The organism is Burkholderia pseudomultivorans, assembly GCF_001718415.1.
GTDB lineage: Bacteria > Pseudomonadota > Gammaproteobacteria > Burkholderiales > Burkholderiaceae > Burkholderia > Burkholderia pseudomultivorans_A.
The window spans coordinates 956,550-975,522 of sequence record NZ_CP013377.1; the positions used below are offsets into that span (position 1 = coordinate 956,550).

Genomic DNA, 18,973 nt, shown 5'->3' on the forward strand with positions numbered 1-18,973 from the left:
ACCCCCGCCCCGCAGCCGGCGCATCCGGCATCACGCCTTCGCGCTATCGCCCGAATCGAACGGCAGCACGTAATGCCGCTTGCCGGTCGCCGCGAAGATCGCGTTCGCGACGGCCGGCCCGATCGGCGCGACCCCCGGCTCGCCGACGCCGGTCGGCGCCTCGGCCGACGGCACGATATGCACGTCGACCTTCGGCATCTCCGAGATGCGCAGCACGTGGTAGCCGTCGAAGTTGCGCTGCTCGACCCGCCCGTCCTTCAGCGTGATCGCGCTGTGCATGACCGCGCCGAGCCCGAAGCCGATACCGCCTTCCATCTGCGCGGCGACGATGTCGGGGTTGATCGCGATCCCGCAATCGACCGCGCAGACCACGCGCTCGACCTTCACCTTGCCGTCCGCGTCGACCGATACCTCGGCGACCTGCGCGACATAGCTCTTGAACGCCTCGGCCACCGCGATCCCGCGTCCGCGGCCCTTCGGCAGCGGCTTCGCCGGATCCCAGCCGGCCTTCTGCGCGGCCAGCTCCAGCACCGCCCGCATACGCGGCTCCTTGGCCAGGAGGTCGCGGCGGAACAGGTACGGATCCTTGCCGGCCGCGTGCGCGGCTTCGTCGATAAAGGCCTCGACCGCATAGGCCGTGTGCGAGCTGCCGACCACGCGCCACCACAGCACGGGCAGGCCGACCTTGGTGGTCGTCAGTTCGACCGATACGTTCGGCACCGCGTACGGCAGGTTCGCCGCGCCCTCGACCGAGGTCGCGTCGATCCCGTTCTTGACCATGAACGCTTCGAACGGCGTGCCGGCGAGGATCGACTGGCCGACGATCCGGTGACGCCAGCCGACCAGCCGGCCGTCGGCGGTCAGCCCCGCGTCGAGCTTGTGGAAGTACATCGGGCGATAGAAGCCGCCCTGGATGTCGTCCTCGCGCGTCCACTGCAGCTTGACCGGCTTGCCGTCCGCGCCGAGCGCCTTCGCGATCGACACGGCCTCGACGACGTAGTCCGACCACGCATTCGCGCGCCGGCCGAAGCTGCCGCCGGCATACAGCGTATGGATCTGCACCTGCTCGGGCTTCAGGCCCGCGACCTTGGCCGCGTTGCCCTGGTCGACCGTCTGGAACTGGTCGCCGGCCCAGATCTCGCAGCTGTCCCTGGTCAGCCTGACGACCGCGTCGAGCGGTTCCATCGGCGCGTGCGCGAGGTACGGGAACTCGTAGCTCGCGCTGATCTTGCGCGCGGCGCCCGCGATCGCCGCGTCGGCATCGCCGTCCTTGCGCGCCGACACGCCGGGCTTGGCGGCCAGCTGCCGGTATTCGCGCATGATCTCGTCCGAGCCGCGCTTTTCGGCGTTCGTTTCGTCCCATTCGACCTTCAGCGCGTCGCGGCCTTGTTTCGCGGCCCAGAAGCCGGTTCCGACGACCGCGATGCCGGCCGGCACCTGCACGACCGACACCACGCCCGGCACGGCCTTCGCGGCCGTCGCGTCGAACGACTTGACCGTCGCGCCGAAGCGCGGCGGGCGCTGCAGCAGCGCGACGCGCATGCCGGGGAACGTCGTGTCGAGCGTGAAATGCGCGGTGCCGTTCGATTTCGCCGACGCGTCGACGCGCGGAATGCGATGGCCGATCAGCTTGAAGTCGGCCGGCTGCTTCAGCACGACCTTGTCCGGTACCGGCAGCTTCGACGCGTCGGCGACGAGCGTGCCGTAGGCGGCCGTGTTGCCGCTCTTCGCATGCGTGACGACGCCGTTGGCGGTCGTCAGCTCGCCGGCCGGCACCTTCCAGCGCGCGGCGGCGGCCGACACCAGCATTGCGCGCGCCTTGCCGCCCGCTTCGCGCAGCTGCTGCCACGAGTTCGACATCGCCGAGCTGCCGCCCGTGCCCTGCATCGTGCCGAATGCGAGGTTCGCGTAGCGCTTCGCGTCGGCCGGCGCGCTTTCGACGCGCACGCTCGACCAGTCGGCATCGAGCTCCTCGGCGACGATCGTCGCGATGCCCGTGTAGGCGCCCTGGCCGAGTTCGACGTGCTTCGCGATTACCGTGACGGCGCCGTCCGGCGTGATCCGCAGGAACGCGTTCGGCGCGAAATCGGCGGCGGGAGCCGTCGCGGCGAGCGCGCGCCGGCCGAGGCCGGCCCATTCGAAGCCGATCGTCAGGCTGACGGCCGCCGCCGCGCCCGCGGCTTTCAGAAACGTGCGGCGCGACGGTTGCACCGAACCGCGGTTGTCGAGTTCGATCGTCATGGTCAGGCTCCCAGCGTCGCGGCCGCGTCGTGGATCGCGGCCCGGATGCGGGCGTAGGTCGCACAGCGGCACAGGTTGCCGTTCATCGCGGCGTCGATGTCGGCGTCGGTCGGCTTCGGATTCTGTTCCAGCAGCGCGGTGGCGGACATGATCTGGCCGGACTGGCAGTAGCCGCATTGCGGCACCTGCAGCTTGACCCAGGCGGCCTGCACGGCCTGCGCGGGCTTGCTCTGCAGGCCTTCGATCGTCGTGACGTGCTTGCCGGCGATGCCGGCGAGCGGCAGCACGCACGAGCGCACGGCCTGGCCTTCGAGATGGACCGTGCAGGCGCCGCACTGCGCCATGCCGCAGCCGAACTTCGTGCCGGTCAGCCCCGCGTGTTCGCGGATCGCCCAGAGGACGGGCATCGACGGATCGGCATCGAGCGTGACGCTCTTGCCGTTCAGGACAAACGTGGTGGGCATTGGATGTCTCCATGGGGAAAACCCGGCTGGGGCCAGGTTAGGGGGCAGTGTGCGCGAACGCGCCGGTTTTGCGTCTACACAATCCTGCAAATTTCTTGAACAATCCTGCAAATCCCCGGCATTGCGCGGCGCGTTTCGCTATGCTCCCGCGACAAGAGGAATCGAATCGAGGAAGGTGTGATGGACATGACCGATATCGCCGCGTCGCGCGAATCCGGGCGGCGCGAACTGGCTTCGCTGATCGGCCGCTTTGCGCCGGTGGACGGCTCCCACCCGACCGCCATCCCGGGCCTGCTGCTGCACAAGCATACGCGTCCGGTCGATCTCGGCTGCGCCGTGTCGAGGGCGGCGCTGGTGATCGCCGCGCAGGGCGCGAAGCGCGTGATCGTCGCCGGCAACGCGTACGAATACGATGCACAGAACTGCCTGATTACCTCGATCGACTTGCCGATCCTGTCGCGCGTGACGCGCGCGTCGGTCGCCGAACCTTACCTGTGCCTGTCGCTGACGCTCGATCCGCAGCGGATCGTCGAGCTGTCGGCCGAGATGCGGCTGCCGGAGCCCGACGCGGGCCCGGAAGGCGAGGGGATCGCGCTCGCCGAGCTGACGCCGCCGCTGCTCGACGCCGCGCTGCGGCTGCTGCGGCTGCTCGATACGCCGGCCGATATCCCGGTGATCGCGCCGCTGATCGAAAAGGAAGTGCTGTACCGGCTGATGACGAGCGGGCAGGGCACGCGGCTGCGGCATATGGGCGTCGCGGGCAGCCAGACGCACCGGATCTCGCGCGCAATCGAATGGATCCGCGATCACTTTGCGGAGCCGATGCGGGTCGAGACGCTCGCGCACGCGGTCAATATGAGCGTGTCGTCGCTGCATCATCACTTCAAGCACGTGACGACGCTGAGCCCGCTGCAGTACCAGAAGCAGCTGCGGCTGCACGAGGCGCGCCGGCTGCTGCTGCACCAGGGCGGGGACGTAGGGTCGGTCGCGGCGACCGTCGGCTACGAGAGCGCGTCGCAGTTCAGCCGCGAATACAGCCGGTTGTTCGGCGCGCCGCCGATGCGCGATGTCGGGCATTTGCGGCGCAAGGAGCTGCTGGGCTGACGCGCGGTTGCGCGGCCGCGCTCAGAGATGGCAGACACCGTTCAGATACGCCTTGCGCCAGCGCACGATGGCGACGCGCTCGAACAGTCCCGCGAGCGAGAACGGGTCTGCGGCAATGAAGCGTTCCGCCGCTTCCCGTGTGTCCACGTCGACGATATAGATGCCGCCGCTCGCCGCGGCCCCGTCGTCGTCGAGCTTGGCGCCGCAGGCAAGCAGCAGCGCGCGGTGCCGCGCGAGAAAAGCAAGGTGCGCGTCGCGTTCGCGCGCGCGGACATGGCCATGATCGGGCTTGTCGAAAGTTTCGATCAGAAACGGCATTGCATGCCTCGTTCGGTGATTTGTCCGGGCGCGCGCGGCGCGACGTGATGCGCCGCGCTCAGCGCCATGCGAGGATCGCCACCGAATAGACGATGCCGACCCAGAACATCATGATGACCGTATAGCCCATGATGTCCTTGAGCTTGAGTTTCGACAGCGCGAGTGCCGGCAGGATCCAGAACGGCTGCACGAGATCGTTCCATGCATTGCCGAGCATGACGGCGGTGGAGGTATGGCCGACGGACGCGCCGATCGTCTTGGCTGCTTCGATCATGAACGGCCCCTGGATGACCCAGTGGCCGCCTGCCGACGGTGCGAAGAAGTTGATCACGAACGAGCTGACCAGCCCCCAGAACGGCAGCGTGTCGGGCGTCGCGATCTTGACGAATGCGGCGGACAGCGTCTCGACGAGTCCCGACGACGCCATGATCGCCATGATGCCGGCATAGAACGGATACTGCAGGATGATGCCGCCGATCGTGCGGATGCCCTCGTTGAGCTTCTCGACATAGCGGATCGGCGTGCCGAGCAGCAGAATGCCGAGGAACAGGATGAAGAAGTTGATGAGATTCAGGTCGATCGAGCCGCCCTGCACGAAGTGCAGCGCCACGTAGCCCATGCCGATCGCGCCGATCAGGTAGCTCAGCACGCGGCTGTGATTCAGGCGGTTGGCGAGCGTGTCGCCCTCGTCGAGGTCGAGCGCGGGCGCGGCTTCCGCGGGCGCGGCTTCGCGCGTGCGGTCGATTTCCTTCACCGGCTGGCCCGGCTTCGGATGCAGCCACGCATTCAGCAACGGCAGCGTGACGATGGTCGCGAGGCTCGTCATCAGCATCGCAGGCGAGAAAATCGTTTCGGACAGCGGAATGACGCCCATCTGCGCTTCGAGCGGATGGCCCTTCGTCGAGATCAGCACGGGAATGCTTGCGGAAAGGCCGAGGCCATAGAGCGTGAAGCCGCTGTATGCCGACGCGATGATGAGCGGATGGTGCACGCCTCGCACGCGCAGCGCGAGCTTGCGCGCGACGATGCCGCCCACCACGAGTCCGAATCCCCAGTTCAGCCAGCTGCCGATGCCGCCCACCAGCGTCGCGACGACGATGGCCATGCGTGGCGAATTCACGTGCGAGACGATGCGATCCAGGAAGCGGTCGACGAGCGGCGCGGTTGCGAGCACGTAGCCCATCGCGAGAATCACGGCCATCTGCGTCGTGAACGCGAGCAGCGTCCAGAAGCCCTTGCCCCAGCTCGTCGCGAGCGCGGTCACGGCCTGGCCTTGCACGACCACGGCCAGCACCATCGTCAGCAGCGTAAGGCCGATCGCGAACACGAACGGGTCGGGCAAGTACCGGCGCATCAGCTCGGTGAAGAAGGCGGTCAATCTCTGCATGGCTTTGTCTCCGTTGTGTCGTGATTGTTCTGGGATTCCCCGATGGCGTACCGGTCGATCAGTCGTCGTCGGATGCGGCGGCCTTGCGATGCCGCGCGAGATGCATGAGCCGACGGTCGCGCCAGGCGACGCGCACGTCCCATTGATCGAGCGGTAGCGCCGCGCGCCGCGCGGCGGTCACGCGTGCGACGAGGTCGGGCGTCCATGGATCGGACTGGCCGCGCTCGGCACCCATGCGCTCGTAGGACGGCCCCATCTTCTGCGCATGCGATGCGATCCCGCCGCGCGTGTTCAGGTCGACCGTCTCGAACGGGCCGGTCACCGACCAGCGCGGCGCGAGCCCGTCGCGCATCACCGTGTCGATATCGTCGATCGACGCGACGCCGTCGCGCACGAGGCAATACGCTTCGCGCAACACTGCGCCCTGCAGCCGGTTGAAGATAAAGCCGGCGATTTCCTTCTTCACGCGAACGGGCGTCAGCCCCGCTGCTTCGTAAAGCGCAATCGCGCGTGCGGTGGCGTGCTCGGCCGTGAAGGCGGCGGGCACGATCTCGATCACGGGTATCAGGTAGGGCGGATTGCCCGGGTGCGCGACGACGCAGCGCGCGCGGCCCGCGACGGTTTCGTCGACGAACGCCGACACGCAGAGAAACGACGATGCGCTCGCGAGGATCGCGTGCGCAGGCGCGGTACGGTCGAGCTGCGCGAAGAGGGCGCGCTTGAGTTCGACGCGTTCGGGCGCGCATTCCTGTACGAGATCGGCATCGGCTGCGGCGGCTTCGAGCGAGTCGACGAGCGCGATACGCGCGGCGATGCAGTCCGCGCTTTCGTCGAGCAGCGCGAAGTGCGCGAGGTCGGCCAGGCGCGACGCGATTTCGGCCGACGCCGCCGCGCGTCGCGCCGGATCGGGGTCGAACAGCCGTACGCGCCAGCCGGCGCGCGCAAACACCAGCGCGAACGCGATGCCGATGCTTCCTGCACCGACGATGCCGGCGCGAGGACGGTCATCCGGGCCGGCTTCTGGACGATCGACGGGCGGCATCGTCAGATACCCGCGACGCCGACGGTCAACCCGCCGCACACATACAGCACCTGACCCGTGACGAAGCCGCTGCGCGCATCGAGCAGATATGACGCGGCGTGCGCGATGTCGTCCGGCGTGCCGACGCGTTTGACGGGCACCGCATCGATGATGGCCCGCGTGCGCGGTGCGTCGGGCGGATTGGCGCGATCGAACAGCGCGGTGCGGATGGGACCGGGGCCGATTGCGTTCGCGGTCACGCCGAACGGGCCCAGCTCCAGCGCCCATACGCGCGTCATGCCGATGAGCGCCGCCTTGGTGGCCGAGTATGCGGTGCGCAGCTCCTTGCCGAGCGCCGCGCGCGACGACATGTTGACGATGCGCCCGAAGCCCGCGGCCTTCATGCCCGGCAGCAGCGCCTGCATGCACTGCTGCGCGCAGCGCACGTTGAGCGCCCATGCGTGTTCGAGCTCGTCGAGCGTCTGGTGCTCGGCGTCAGCAGGGCAGACGACGCCCACATTATTGATGAGGCGCGTGATCGGGCCGCCGGCAAGTGCGCGCTCGAGCGCTGCCGCCGTCGCCCGCGGGTCGGAGAGATCGGCGACGATGCCGTCGCCGTCGCGATCGATGACGACCGCTTCATAACCGTCCGCCTCGCAGCGTGCGGCGCACGCCGCGCCGATGCCGGCATGGCCGCCGGTGATCAGGACACGTTCTTTGATCATGTCTGGAATCCTGATGGAAAGACCTGAAAGTGACCGTGTGCGGACCGCGCTCACACGGTCGCGACCGGCGTAACGGGAGAGCCCATCGCGCCCGGCAGCCGCAGCGGCGGGGCGGTCAGCATGAAGCGCGACCGCCCGTGTGCGCGCATCCATGCGGCGAGTTCGCGCAGATACCACAGCTCGCCGAGCGGCAAGCCCAGCTTGAACAGGCAGTGGTGATGCAGCGGCAACAGCGGATGCTCGCCCGGCGTGTCCGGCTCGCGCGCCGGGTAGCGTTCGACCGCATAGTTGTCCGCGGCAAGCGCGGCGATGCCCGAATCGGTAATCCACTGCAGCAGCCGCGCATCGCGGCCGTCGAGTGCGCTGCAATGGCTCGCGAGCACGGCTTCGTCGGGCTCGCGATTCATCTCCAGGACCATTTCGGCGAAGCCCGTGCGCAGCACGAGCATGTCGCCGGGCTCGACGATGACGTTGTCCGCATGCATGACCTGCATCAGATCGTCGTAGCCGATCGTGCGGCATTCGCGCCCGAAATGCGCGACGAAGTCGATCAGCACGCCACGGCCCTGCATTCCTTTTACCGCGAGATTTTCGATGCCGAGTGCGCTCGCGCGGCTGTGCTCGCTACCGCAGGCGTGCGGCGCGAAGCCGCTTTCCGCCCGGTACTGCATCGGCCCGACGATGTCGTGGTCTGCGCGATAGCCGTTGTAGTAGACGCTTTCGGCCAGCCCGTCGCCGTCGGCATCGAAGCGGGCGCCCACGTGCGCCAGCGAGTCCCATTGCGTCGAGTATTGCAGCGACAGCAGCACCTGGTCGTCGCTCACCACATCGGTGGCGCCCGGCACGTTGCGCGCGAACGGGAAGTTCACATAGGGCAGGCCGTCGCGCATCGTCGGGCGCAGCACCGGCGGATGGCGGCGCACGTTGAGCTTGCTGTCGCCGGGGAAGTCGAGCGGCAGCGACAGCGTGAAGCTCAGGCCCGCACGGATTTCGCGCGCGCCCTTGAGCACCTGTTCCGCGCCGATGAGGTTCGGGCGGCCCAACTGATCGTCAGGGCCGAAGTCGCCCCAGTTCGAGCCTTCCGGCCGATTCTTCCAACGCATGCGCAGTCCCTCGATATCCGGCGCGGACAACGTGCAGCATGAGTCCCGTTACCGTTCAGCCATGCTGCCGCTGCCGTACCCGCCGTGCCGATCTGGATCGCTCCCGACGAACGTTGCGCGCGCCGTCAGGCTGCCAGCAACGACGGCGGGATTTGTGCATAAACGTCGAGCAGCGCCTGCACCGCTTGCTGCTCGTGCTTCAGAAGGCGCGCCTTGGGCGCGCCGATGACGAGCGCGAAGGCCTCGCCATGAATCAGGAAGCCGCGCGCGAGGCCGGCCACATCCTCGACGCTTTCCCCGGTCGAGCGGTGCCAGCCGTCGATCACGCCCTGCTCGATGTCGCGTTCGAACGTCTCGCGATTCACGAACGAGCCGCCGGGCGCAACCGTCAGCGGTTCGCAGCTGTCGAGCAGCCTGCGCCGCGCGGCGGGCGCAAGTGCGCCGAGCAGCGCCTTGCCGGCCGCGCTCGCGACGGACATGAAGCCGCCTGGCTCGTCGCTGTAGCGGATTTTCTGGCGCGATTCCACGACATCGAGATAGACGACGCGATTGCCCGCCAGCGTGGCGAGCGCGGCCGTTTCGCCGGTCGCGTCGCGCAGCGCGCAAAGCAGCGGCTGGAACATCAGCGTCAGCGGATCCTCGCTGCAGATGTCCCGCGCGACATGCAGCAGGCGCTGGGTCGGGTAATAGCCGGCCTTGACGCCCGGTGCGTAGAGATAGCCCTTGGCCACCATCGTCTGCAGCAGCGCATGGCAGCTCGATAGCGGGATCTCGGTTCGACGCGCAATCTCGCTGTAGATCATTGGCTGCCGGACTTCGGCAAAGAGGTTGATCACGTCGAAGACGCGCACTGCGGTTTTCACATCCATGAGAACATTATCAGCATATCGATAATGCTCTGACAATACGCTTACGTGTAAACACCTAGCGGAAGGGGCCGCGTGCTGCGGCCCCGTCGTCTATTTCGCGACCACCTCCGCCGGCAAAAACGCCGGCTCGATCCGCCAGTCCGGCACGTAGTGCGCGGGCCACGCACCGGGCGTATCGACCGCGTTGAAATAGAGCACCGCCTTCAGCAGCGGATAGCGCCACAGCGATCGCTGGAATTCGTCGAGTTCGTCGCGCTTGCGCGCGTCCGAGCCGTCGACGCCGAGTTCCGTCACCATCACCGGCAGCCCGTAGTCGGCCACGCGCGCGTACTTGACCCGCAGCACGCTCGCGGCGGACGAGCGGCCGCCGGCCGGCCAGACCGCGCAGCGCGGGCAATCGAACACCGACAGGCCGATCACGTCCGCATAGCCGCGGCCCGGGAAGTAGTCGTCGAGGTTCCGGTTGCCCGCAGGCGACCAGACGAAGCGCAGCTTGTCGGTCATCGCACGGCAGGCCGTCACGACGCGCCGGTATGCATCGACATAGCCCGACGCGTCGCCGATCGCCCACGGATAGCGCCCGGTATCGGTCTCCATCTCGTGGCCCCAGCGCACGAACACCGGCGCCTGCAACGCGGCGAGCGCCGAGCAGGTCGCCGCGATGCGCGCGTCGTAGCGGCCCTGCGCGATATCGTCGAGCAGCGCACCCTTGCGGCTGCCGTCGAGCGCCCACGGCTCGACCGTCACCATCAGCGAGCGGTGGCGGGCCTGCGCGTCGCGGTACGCGCGATCGATCTGCGTGTCGAGGTCGGGCGCATTCCACGACACGAACACATGATCGAAGGCCAGGTTCGCGTCCGCCGAGAACGTGCTGTCGGGATCGTATGCGCCGAGCGCCGGCTGCTTGACCCGCTGTCCCGGCGCGGGCGCGAGCAGCTCGGGCACGTCGGAGCGCCACGTCACGGCCCGCCAGCCTTGCGGCGCGCGCAGGCCGATGCCGGCGAGCAGCATCGCGAGCGCAAACACGAACAGCGCATTGCGTACCGGCAGACGGCTGAAGAACATCTGCGCGAGCGTCGAAGCGGCAAGGCCCTGCTCCTTGCCGTGATTGACCGCGACGACGGCCGCGATCACCAGGTACAGGATGCTCGTCAGCGTCGAGAACAGATAGAACCCGGCAGCGTTGTGCGCATTCTCGACCGCGACCACCGGCACGCTGCAGAACATCGAGATCAGCAGATACGGCGCGACCACGCGCAGCGGCGCGTCCTGCTCGATCGCGCCGCCTTTCGGCGTGACCTTGAACGCGAATTCCTTGCCGCGCAGGCAGTCGACGATCGCCGACGCGCAGCCGAGCACGACCCACGGCCAGCGGGCGAACACGAACGACAGTCCTTCCCACGACAGCAGCTTCGTATTCAGCGGGCGACACGACTGCGTCGCGTGCGTCGCCCAGGTGACGACGCACAGGATCAGCACGGCGAGCGGCAGCGCATACGTCAGGTACGACAGGTAGTCGACATGCGCCCACACGCGGCCGGTCAGCAGCGCGACGACCGGGATCACGACGCTGCCGGCCATCGCGAGCGCGCACAGCGGATACCAGAGCTGGCAGAACAGGAACTGCGCCTTCAGCTTCAGCGGCAGCCCGCCGAAATAGTGCCGCGTGTAACGCAGCATGATGATCATCACGCTTTTCGACCACTGGAATTCCTGCGTCGCGAGATCGGCGAAGGTGCGCGGTCCTTCGCCGTTCGCGATCGCATTCAGCGCGTGCATGCCGCGCCAGCCCTTCGCGTTGAAGATCATCGTGGTCGAGTGATCCTCGGCGAGTTCGGGGCCGAGGCCGCCGATTTCACGCAGCGCGCGGCAGCGCACCGCATAGTGCGAGCCGATGCACAGCGGCGCGAGCCCGCCCGCGTAGCCCGCCTGCATCGTGCCGTGCAGCGGCCCCTCGACGTTCACGCGGCCGCGCGCGCTCCAGCTTTCGGCGGCATTGCTGTCGCAGATGCTCGGCGCCGACACGTAGCCGACGGCCGGATCGACGAACGGCCGCAGCATCTCCTCGAGATACGTGCGGGTCGGCACGTGATCGGCGTCGAGCTGCGACACGAAGTCGTAGTTGTCGTAGCCGTACATGTCGTAGAAATACGCGAGATTGCCTTCCTTGCATCGCGTCCGGCGCGGCCAGCTCGTGCGGTGGTAATCGGCGACGCCGCGCCGCGTCGACACGCGCACGCCGTGCTGCCGGCACCATTCGAGGGTTTCGGGCGTCGGGTCTTCGTCGGCGAGCCAGGTGTCGTGCGGGTAGGTCTGGTCGAGCATGGCGAGCAGCGTCGTGCGCACGATCGCAAACGGCTCCGACGGCGCCTTGGTGACGACCATCGCGACGCGCCAGTCGCGCGGCACGGCGATCTCGGGATTCGGGACCACCGCCGAGCGGATGATGAAGATGAAGTAGCCGGGAATGAAGGTCGTCCAGAACAGCACAAAGCCGTTGACGCCGAAGCGGAACGCATCGACATAGTGTTCGTCGCGCAGCCACCATCGCCAGAAGATCCCCAGCGCCACGAACCAGCACAGCGCCAGGATCTGAAAGATGACCTTGGTGCCGCTGTCCATCAGCGGGACCAGCAGCGGGGCTTCCCGCCGCAGCGTGTCGGCGGGCGCGGCCCCGGCGTCGCCGGTCTCGGCCTCGGGGCCGCCGGCGAGCGATGCAACCAGCTTCTTCATGGTGCTCTCCTCAACAATCAGTGCGAGTCGATCATCAGCTTTGAAGCAGGCTGCGGCGCAGCCGGAAGGTCGTCGGAAACGGGTTGGGCTTGTGCGCGTTCGCCGCACGAGCGGCCCACGCGTTCGTAGCGGCGAAAGCCGCTGTCGACCGCATGCCGTTCGTCGAACAGGTTGCGCATGTCGAGCATGACCGGATCGGCCATGTGATCCGCGAGGTCGGCGAGGTCGAGCGCCTCGAAGGTTTTCCATTCGGTCATCACGACCACGGCGTCCGCGCTGCGCACCGCATCGACCGCCGAGCCTTCCATGAACACCTGCGGCAGCAGGCGCGTCGCCTCGTGCGGGCGCGCGGGATCGTACGCGCGAACATGCGCGCCGGCGCCCACCAGCAGCTGGATCACGTCGATGCTCGGGCTTTCGCGCACGTCGTCGGTCTGCCCCTTGAACGTCAGCCCGAGCACGGCGATGCGCTTGCCCTTGATCGAGCCGCCGCATGCATTCTCGATGCGATGGAGGATCTGCTCCTTGCGCCGCGCATTCGATTCGATCGCCGCGCTGACGATGCGCAGCGGCACCGCGTATTCGGAAGCCGTCGCCTTCAGCGCGCGCGTGTCCTTCGGAAAGCACGAGCCGCCCCAGCCCGGGCCGGCTTTCAGGAACGACGCGCCGATGCGCCGGTCGAGGCCCATGCCGTTCGCGACCAGCTCGACGTCGGCGCCGACCGCCTCGCACAGATCGGAGATCTCGTTGATGTAGCTGATCTTCACGGCGAGGAACGCATTGGCCGCGTACTTGACCAGCTCCGCCGTCTCGATCTCGGTCGCGAGCACGAGATGCCCTGCGGCCGCGAGCGGAGCGTAGATCGCGTTCATGATCTCGATCGCGCGCGGATGCTCGGCGCCGAACACGACGCGGTCAGGATGCATGAAATCGTCGATTGCCGAGCCTTCGCGCAGGAATTCCGGATTCGACGCGATCGCGGTGTCGAGGCCGGCCGGCGCGCAGCGCTCGACGATGCGCTTGACGATGCGGTTGGTGCCGACCGGCACCGTCGACTTGGTGACGACGACCGTAAAGCCGTTCAGGTTCGATGCGATTTCCCGTGCGGCCGCCTCGACGTACTGCAGATCGGCGCGATCGGTGCCCGGCAGCGTCGGCGTGCCGACCGCGATGAACACCGCGTCGCGATCGCGCACGCTCGATGCCAGGTCGCTGCTGAAGCGCAGCGTGCCGCGCTTGACGTTGCGCGCGACGACGAGGTCGAGGCCCGGCTCGTAGATCGGCATGCAGCCGTCGTTCAACGCAGCGATCTTGCTGCGATTATTGTCGATGCAGACGACGTCGTGCCCGAGATCCGCGAAGCACGCGCCGCTGACCAGCCCGACGTAGCCCGTGCCGACGATGGCGATCCGCACATTCATGGTTACCCCCTTGACGAATTTCAACGACGCTTGCGCGTTTACTGAATCGATGCGAGTTGCAGTTCTTTCCGGAACCATGTTGCGGCGTGTTCGACCATCCGCTCGATCGCGGTGAAGCGCGGCTGCCAGCCGAGTACGAGCTCGGCCTTGGTCGCGTCCGCGTACAGCGCGGGCGGGTCGCCGGGGCGACGTGTCGCCGTCACGGTCGGCACGCGTCGGCCGGTCACGGTTTCGACTGCGCGTATCGCTTCGAGCACCGACGTGCCGTTGCCGGTGCCGAGATTCAGCGCGACGCTGTTGCCGCCGCGGTTCAGGTAGGCGGTCGCCCTCACGTGCGCGTCGGCGAGATCGCTGACGTGCACGTAGTCGCGAATGGCCGAGCCGTCCGGCGTCGGATAGTCGATGCCCATCACCTGGAACGCGTGGCCCGTGCCGAGCGCTGCGCGAATCGCGAGCGGCAGCGCGTGCGTCTCAGGCTCGTGATGCTCGCCGATCTCGCCGTCCGGGTCGGCGCCCGCCGCGTTGAAGTAGCGCAGCGCGACCCACTTGAGCCCGTACGCGCGCTCGAAATCCGCGGCCATCCGCTCCATCGCATACTTCGTGAAGCCGTACGGGTTGATCGGCTGCTGCGGCGTGCGCTCGGAGATCGGCAGCGCGTCCGGAATCCCGTAGGTCGCGCACGACGACGACATCACGATCCGCCCGACGCCGGCCTCGCGCATCGCATTCAGCAGCGTGCAGGTGCCCGTCACGTTGACCGTGTAATACCGGTCCGGCACGAGCACCGATTCGCCCACATAGGCGAGCGCCGCGAAATGGATCACGACGTCGGGCCGGTGCGCGGCCAGCGCACCGGCGAGCGCGTCGCCGTCGAGAATGTCGGCGACGACGAGCGGCCCCCATCGGACCGCGTCGCGGTGGCCGGTCGACAGGTTGTCGTACGCGATCGGCTCGTGCCCCGCGGCGGCGAGCGCCTTGCATGTATGGCTGCCGATATAGCCGGCTCCGCCCGTGACGAATACTTTCATGCGCTCGCTCCGGTCGTCTGCAGTGCCGGCGCAATCCACAGCTCGCGGCTGAAATAGTCGGCGGTGCGCCGCAGGCCTTCGTCGAGATCGATGTACGGCCGCCAGCCGAGCTCGGTCGCGGCGATCGAGATGTCGGGCCGGCGCTGGTGCGGATCGTCGATCGGCAGCGGCCGGAACACGATCTCCGATTTCGATTCCGTCATCGCGATGATCTTCTGCGCGAGCTCGAGCATCGTGAATTCGACCGGGTTGCCGATATTGACCGGCGTGCCGACATTGCGCGCGGCGCCCATCAGGCAGAAGAATCCGTCGATCAGGTCGGTGACGTAGCAGAACGAGCGCGTCTGCCGGCCGTCGCCGTAGACCTCGAGCGGTTCGCCGTTCAGTGCGCCGACGATGAAGTTCGATATCACGCGACCGTCGCGCGGCGACATTCGCGGCCCGTAGGTATTGAAGATGCGCGCGACCCGCACGTCGATGCCGTGCGCGCGGTAGTAGTCGTAGCAGAGCGTTTCGGCGGCGCGCTTGCCCTCGTCGTAGCACGCGCGCGGGCCGATCGTGCTGACATTGCCGCGGTAGGTTTCCATCTGCGGATGCACGCCCGGGTCGCCGTAGATCTCGCTGGTCGACGCCTGGAACACGCGCGCGCCGGTCTTGCGCGCGAGCGCAAGGCAGTGGTTCATCCCGAGCACGTTGGTCATCATCGTGTGGACGGGATCGATCTGGTAGGTGGGCGGCGAGGCCGCGCACGCCAGGTTCCAGATCTCGTCTACCTGGATCTGCGGCAGCCCGAGCGATACGTCGGCCTTCAGGAACTCGAAGCGGCCCGACGCCTTGAGGTCGGCGACGTTGAGCTTGCGGCCCGTGAGCAGGTTGTCGACGCAGACGACATGCGCGCCCTCCATCACGAGACGTTCACATACGTAGCTGCCGAGAAACCCTGCACCGCCTGTCACGAGCATGCGCTGGCCGGCGCGTGTCTCGATCGCAACCCTGTCATTCATGGTCTTCTCCTTCGTCGCACATCGTCAGGAATCCGATATCGAGTTGCTCGACGAGCGCGCGAACGACGGCCATCCCGCTGCAAGGGCATCGTTTCGGCACGCGCCGGTCCACCTGTGCTGATGTCGACGAAGCGCCCCGACAGGCACTCCGGTTGCGCTGACTTCCCCGTTGATGCTTGAACGACGCGAACGTCGCTCGATCGCTGATGGCTTTCATCGCCGCTTCCCCGACTGGCTTATGGACGAACGGTCGCCACCCGTCTTCTTCGCATCGTGGCTTGCCGTTCGCTTGAACCGGACATAAGGCAATCGGCATGCCAGCGACCTCGCAGTCCCGCTGCGGCCGTGCGCGATCGCGACAGCGTGCATGCGATGTGCAGAAGACCATGCGGGCCGGTGTTTCATGCGTGTATCGTGGGGACAGACGAGCCCGACGGCCGAATCGCGAATGCGCGCGAATCGAGGCGATGCAATGCGCGGCCATTCAAGGCGGGGCGGATTATGCAGCGAGCGAAAAGCATCGAATACGGATGTTTCAGGTTTGAGAATTTTTTCGTTATCGGCCTGAAAAATGTTTCTGCGTTGTATCGGGCGTCGATGCATGCGCAAGGAATCCGGGCAGTGAAAGGCACCGAATACGCGAGTCCAGCGAGCCGCGGATGGATCGCAATGCCGATGCGCCGGATCCTTGAAGTTCGACGTCGTCGTTCAGGAAGGACGGTGCGCGTCGGATGAAAGCGTGTTGGCCGATGCGTTGATTTTCCGGTTTCGTGCATTTACGACGACAGCGATCGTCGAGTGATCGAGTCGTATTTTCACGAATGAATCAATTGCGTGCGGACCGTCGAAATGCGCGGGTATCGTAAACGTATCGATGCCGGCGCGGCGGCTTTCCGCAATCCGGCGTCGTGCCGGACGGGACCGAAGGGTTCGGGCGTCGGCCGCCCGTCGCCCGTGCCGCAGCGGGCGGTTCGCCGATCGAACCGCGGGCGCCGGCGCGTACCTGCCGAGGCCCGCATCTCAAGTTTGAAACACTTGTTCAAGCGAGCGGCCGGCGCAGGCCCGTATCCGGATTTCTCAGGCCTTTGATGGCATTGTTTCGCGGCGCTCAACGATGGGCGCGGGGACCCGGCCGCTATTGCGATACATTCCTGAAACAAAAAATAACATTTGAGGCGAGGTGGCCCGGCCCGACGGCGGCAGACGGCGTCCAGCGCCCGGTGGAATAACGCATGGCACGCCGTTTGCGGTACTGGACGCACCGGCGAGCGGTCGATGCGACGCGATAAAGAGTGGGGCGACCAGCTCGTCAATAAGCCAGTCGGGGAAACGGCGATGAAAACCAAAGGCAGTGGCTTGATCCGCGCGATATTTGCGCAGCGGTGGGGAAGTCCGAAAGATCGGGGTGTGTCTCGCGATGCGGTGCCAGCCTCGCGGGTCTCTCCTTGCGGGTCTCACGGGTTCCGCGTCCCGGGGCGGTTGTCGCTCGATGCGGCAATCGGGCGCCGGTTGCGCCAGTTTTCATTCTGTTCACCCGGATGGGTCGGGCTGTTCATGCCGTGCAGCCTGACACCGATTCGTCTTCGACAGTGCAGAGCGGTTTCGATCGCGTCGGGCCGTTGCCGGCGCCGGCCGGAGTAGATCGAATCCCGTCGCCGGAATTACCTGGAAGACCTTTCATCGATAGCTCAGGGAGACGCCATGCCACCTGACTGCAATGCGGAGCCGTCATCGCCGGATCGAATCGAGTATTGACTCCGGTTTCGCATTCGCAGTGAGCAATATATTCGCGCATTTTACTTTCTGTCGCGTGGGTGTCGATTATTGGCATGCCGCCGTGGTAAGCGTCGTATATCGATGCCGGAGCGATTGATCGAATCGATTCAGATGCGTGAATTAAGGAATTTATGTGGAATGGTAAATGTTCATAAAAGTAATAGAAAACACCTAGGAAGAAAATTTGGACAACTGAAAAACACAAAACTACACTTCGGCTGACCAAAATTGCATGAGCAGATTTAAAGAATCAGGATGTCGTTTTTTAAAGTAGTGATCCTAACAAAAGGGATTGCTCGAAGCAGGAAGATTGTTGGCGTGCGATCTTCCCTGCTTATTCCGTCCACGCCGTTTTGGAGTCGACCATGAAGAAGCTTCTGATTGCAGCAGCAGTTCTGGCGGTGTCGGGTGCAGCGTTCGCCGGCAGCGGCACGGTGTCGTCGAGCAGCTCGTCGAGCGGTGGCGGTACGTCGGCTGGCGTCGTCGGGTTCGGCGTCTTCACCGCCACCGATTCCGGCGCGGCACTCGGCGCAGCTGGCGCAACCGCCGGCAAGGGCAGCAGCAGCTCGGTCTCGTACACGAGCCATACCAACACGTCGACGGTGGGTGGCTTCGGCTTCGGCGGTTCGAAGGCCGGTGGCGAAAGCGGTGCGGATGCCGGCTCGATCGGCTGGACGACGTCGCACCACTAAGCCACGGCGCGTAGCGTTCGTCATTGGCTGGCGGGGTACGGATGCCGGTTCCGCCCGATACGGGCGGAACCGGCCCGCTCCCGCCGAACTTCCTCACAGCAAGGAATTGCTATGAAAGCCAACATCATTTTTGCGACAGCGCTCACCGCCATTTCGTCGGTCGTATGGGCAGCCGGTTCGACCACCAACCAGACTCAATCTGTTGCCGCAGGCGTGTCTGGCTCGGTGCTGGTCGGTTCCGGCAGCTATACGAGCAATTCGACTTCGACAGCGGGTGCGAGTGCGGGAAGCACTGTGACACCGTCTGGTTCCGTCGGTACGGCGTCCGCCTCTCACAACACGACTTCGACGGCCAGCGGTTCGGGCACGAACGGAGGCGCGTTTGCAGCAGGCGGCGGTATCGGTGCCGCAGGTTCGTACGGCGGAAACAGCAACACGAGCGAGAACGCGAATGCTTTGTCGGGAGGGGTAAGTGCCACGATCGTACTCGGCGCGAACCACTACACGGCCACGAGCGCGAACGACCAGGGAAATGCCAATGCGGGTGCGGCCGGCTGGTCGGGCAGCGGCGGCTCGGGCGCAATCGCGGGTTCGAACCACACCAATTCGTCGACCGCATGGAGTACCGGTTCCGCTGGCTCGCCGTCCGCATCGGGCGCAAGCCAGAGCAGTTCCAACGCAACCGGAAGCAGTCATTAGCAGGCGTGGGAGGGGCCAGTTTCCCAGCGACGCTGGTCTCTTTCCCCGCATTGTTGTCACGTAAGGAGTTGGCATGAAGCAGAAACTGATTGCCGCCGCTCTGATGCTCGCGTCCCTGACGGCGTATGGCGCTGACCGTGCTGCCGACGACGTGCAATCGAATATGCAGACGTCAAACAACCCTGACCAGACAACCAAACCGTCACAACAACAAACGCTTTCTTCGGGCAGTGCCATCGGCGCACCGGATTCCCTGCAGTGGTGGCAGGGCGTGTCGGACAACTCGTGGTCCCAGCTGGGCAGCGGCTGGAAGCAGTTCGGGGAAGCAGGAAAAGCTGAAGGAATTCAGGGGAATTAGTACGGTTGCCTGGGTGGGAGGTCAAACCTC

17 protein-coding genes are annotated in these 18,973 nt (G+C 66.3%); 4 read left to right on the plus strand and 13 right to left on the minus strand.

The window, feature by feature from the left end; all coding sequences use genetic code 11:
* Positions 1-30 precede the first annotated feature (30 nt).
* The gene (locus WS57_RS04025; protein WP_069243780.1) at positions 31-2,241 is read right to left on the minus strand and encodes a xanthine dehydrogenase family protein molybdopterin-binding subunit; all 2,211 of its coding nucleotides are present in this window, start codon (positions 2,239-2,241) and stop codon (positions 31-33) included.
* Positions 2,242-2,243: 2 nt separating this feature from the next.
* Entirely contained in the window at positions 2,244-2,705 is a 462-nt protein-coding gene (locus WS57_RS04030; protein WP_009692967.1) for a (2Fe-2S)-binding protein, read from the minus strand.
* Positions 2,706-2,885: 180 nt separating this feature from the next.
* Between WS57_RS04030 and WS57_RS04035 the strand changes: the two genes are divergently transcribed.
* Positions 2,886-3,809 carry an AraC family transcriptional regulator gene (locus tag WS57_RS04035; protein WP_059512492.1) on the plus strand — a complete coding sequence of 308 codons (924 nt, stop codon included), beginning with the start codon at positions 2,886-2,888 and terminating at the stop codon, positions 3,807-3,809.
* A gap of 21 nt (positions 3,810-3,830) precedes the next feature.
* Here WS57_RS04035 and WS57_RS04040 read toward each other — a convergent pair whose 3' ends face one another.
* The 11 genes from WS57_RS04040 to WS57_RS37910 all read right to left on the minus strand — a co-directional run bounded on the left by WS57_RS04040 (position 3,831) and on the right by WS57_RS37910 (position 15,635).
* Complete coding sequence (locus WS57_RS04040) at positions 3,831-4,127, minus strand: YciI family protein (RefSeq protein WP_040131273.1); 297 nt, start codon at positions 4,125-4,127, stop codon at positions 3,831-3,833.
* Between the two features lie 58 nt (positions 4,128-4,185).
* On the minus strand, positions 4,186-5,514 hold the full coding sequence (locus WS57_RS04045; RefSeq protein WP_009692970.1) for a short-chain fatty acid transporter: 1,329 nt from the start codon (positions 5,512-5,514) through the stop codon (positions 4,186-4,188).
* A gap of 58 nt (positions 5,515-5,572) precedes the next feature.
* Positions 5,573-6,556, minus strand: coding sequence for a 3-hydroxyacyl-CoA dehydrogenase (locus tag WS57_RS04050; protein WP_059601251.1), 984 nt, complete (start codon positions 6,554-6,556; stop codon positions 5,573-5,575).
* A gap of 2 nt (positions 6,557-6,558) precedes the next feature.
* Positions 6,559-7,260, minus strand: a complete 702-nt coding sequence (locus WS57_RS04055) for an SDR family oxidoreductase (protein ID WP_009692972.1) — start codon at positions 7,258-7,260, stop codon at positions 6,559-6,561.
* Positions 7,261-7,310: 50 nt separating this feature from the next.
* Positions 7,311-8,363 carry a cyclase family protein gene (locus tag WS57_RS04060; RefSeq protein WP_009692973.1) on the minus strand — a complete coding sequence of 351 codons (1,053 nt, stop codon included), beginning with the start codon at positions 8,361-8,363 and terminating at the stop codon, positions 7,311-7,313.
* A gap of 125 nt (positions 8,364-8,488) precedes the next feature.
* Positions 8,489-9,232 carry an IclR family transcriptional regulator gene (locus WS57_RS04065; RefSeq protein WP_009692974.1) on the minus strand — a complete coding sequence of 248 codons (744 nt, stop codon included), beginning with the start codon at positions 9,230-9,232 and terminating at the stop codon, positions 8,489-8,491.
* Positions 9,233-9,322: 90 nt separating this feature from the next.
* Entirely contained in the window at positions 9,323-11,965 is a 2,643-nt protein-coding gene (locus tag WS57_RS04070) for a glycosyltransferase (RefSeq protein WP_069243781.1), read from the minus strand.
* A 17-nt stretch (positions 11,966-11,982) separates the two neighbouring features.
* Positions 11,983-13,386, minus strand: coding sequence for a UDP-glucose dehydrogenase family protein (locus WS57_RS04075; RefSeq protein ID WP_069243782.1), 1,404 nt, complete (start codon positions 13,384-13,386; stop codon positions 11,983-11,985).
* A gap of 38 nt (positions 13,387-13,424) precedes the next feature.
* The gene (galE, locus tag WS57_RS04080) at positions 13,425-14,414 is read right to left on the minus strand and encodes a UDP-glucose 4-epimerase GalE (protein WP_009692977.1); all 990 of its coding nucleotides are present in this window, start codon (positions 14,412-14,414) and stop codon (positions 13,425-13,427) included.
* Positions 14,411-15,418, minus strand: a complete 1,008-nt coding sequence (locus WS57_RS04085; protein WP_059601254.1) for a UDP-glucuronic acid decarboxylase family protein — start codon at positions 15,416-15,418, stop codon at positions 14,411-14,413. Before WS57_RS04085 ends, galE begins: the two co-directional genes overlap by 4 nt.
* Positions 15,411-15,635 carry a hypothetical protein gene (locus WS57_RS37910; RefSeq protein WP_155640399.1) on the minus strand — a complete coding sequence of 75 codons (225 nt, stop codon included), beginning with the start codon at positions 15,633-15,635 and terminating at the stop codon, positions 15,411-15,413. Before WS57_RS37910 ends, WS57_RS04085 begins: the two co-directional genes overlap by 8 nt.
* A 1,924-nt stretch (positions 15,636-17,559) precedes the next feature.
* Here WS57_RS37910 and WS57_RS04090 point away from each other — a divergent pair.
* From WS57_RS04090 to WS57_RS04095, 3 genes are all read left to right on the plus strand, one after another.
* Positions 17,560-17,886: a hypothetical protein gene (locus tag WS57_RS04090; RefSeq protein WP_009692981.1), complete on the plus strand. Its 327-nt coding sequence runs from the start codon at positions 17,560-17,562 to the stop codon at positions 17,884-17,886.
* A gap of 111 nt (positions 17,887-17,997) precedes the next feature.
* The gene (locus WS57_RS35405) at positions 17,998-18,585 is read left to right on the plus strand and encodes a hypothetical protein (RefSeq protein ID WP_081056651.1); all 588 of its coding nucleotides are present in this window, start codon (positions 17,998-18,000) and stop codon (positions 18,583-18,585) included.
* 73 nt (positions 18,586-18,658) lie between these two features.
* Positions 18,659-18,943 (plus strand): hypothetical protein, encoded by a 285-nt coding sequence (locus tag WS57_RS04095; RefSeq protein WP_009692983.1) that lies wholly within the window; start codon positions 18,659-18,661, stop codon positions 18,941-18,943.
* Positions 18,944-18,973: the final 30 nt, after the last annotated feature.

Excerpts from the sequence above, each read along its gene's own strand:
- WS57_RS04065 (WP_009692974.1), bottom strand. The coding sequence starts at position 9,232 with ATGGATGTGAAAACCGCAGTGCGCGTCTTCGACGTGATCAACCTCTTT.
- WS57_RS04050 (WP_059601251.1), bottom strand. The coding sequence starts at position 6,556 with ATGCCGCCCGTCGATCGTCCAGAAGCCGGCCCGGATGACCGTCCTCGC.
- WS57_RS04035 (WP_059512492.1), top strand. The coding sequence starts at position 2,886 with ATGGACATGACCGATATCGCCGCGTCGCGCGAATCCGGGCGGCGCGAA.
- WS57_RS04025 (WP_069243780.1), bottom strand. The coding sequence starts at position 2,241 with ATGACGATCGAACTCGACAACCGCGGTTCGGTGCAACCGTCGCGCCGC.
- WS57_RS04040 (WP_040131273.1), bottom strand. The coding sequence starts at position 4,127 with ATGCCGTTTCTGATCGAAACTTTCGACAAGCCCGATCATGGCCATGTC.
- WS57_RS04095 (WP_009692983.1), top strand. The coding sequence starts at position 18,659 with ATGAAGCAGAAACTGATTGCCGCCGCTCTGATGCTCGCGTCCCTGACG.
- WS57_RS04060 (WP_009692973.1), bottom strand. The coding sequence starts at position 8,363 with ATGCGTTGGAAGAATCGGCCGGAAGGCTCGAACTGGGGCGACTTCGGC.
- WS57_RS04055 (WP_009692972.1), bottom strand. The coding sequence starts at position 7,260 with ATGATCAAAGAACGTGTCCTGATCACCGGCGGCCATGCCGGCATCGGC.
- WS57_RS04045 (WP_009692970.1), bottom strand. The coding sequence starts at position 5,514 with ATGCAGAGATTGACCGCCTTCTTCACCGAGCTGATGCGCCGGTACTTG.
- galE (WP_009692977.1), bottom strand. The coding sequence starts at position 14,414 with ATGAAAGTATTCGTCACGGGCGGAGCCGGCTATATCGGCAGCCATACA.
- WS57_RS04075 (WP_069243782.1), bottom strand. The coding sequence starts at position 13,386 with ATGAATGTGCGGATCGCCATCGTCGGCACGGGCTACGTCGGGCTGGTC.
- WS57_RS04085 (WP_059601254.1), bottom strand. The coding sequence starts at position 15,418 with ATGAATGACAGGGTTGCGATCGAGACACGCGCCGGCCAGCGCATGCTC.
- WS57_RS04030 (WP_009692967.1), bottom strand. The coding sequence starts at position 2,705 with ATGCCCACCACGTTTGTCCTGAACGGCAAGAGCGTCACGCTCGATGCC.
- WS57_RS37910 (WP_155640399.1), bottom strand. The coding sequence starts at position 15,635 with ATGAAAGCCATCAGCGATCGAGCGACGTTCGCGTCGTTCAAGCATCAA.
- WS57_RS04090 (WP_009692981.1), top strand. The coding sequence starts at position 17,560 with ATGAAGAAGCTTCTGATTGCAGCAGCAGTTCTGGCGGTGTCGGGTGCA.
- WS57_RS35405 (WP_081056651.1), top strand. The coding sequence starts at position 17,998 with ATGAAAGCCAACATCATTTTTGCGACAGCGCTCACCGCCATTTCGTCG.
- WS57_RS04070 (WP_069243781.1), bottom strand. The coding sequence starts at position 11,965 with ATGAAGAAGCTGGTTGCATCGCTCGCCGGCGGCCCCGAGGCCGAGACC.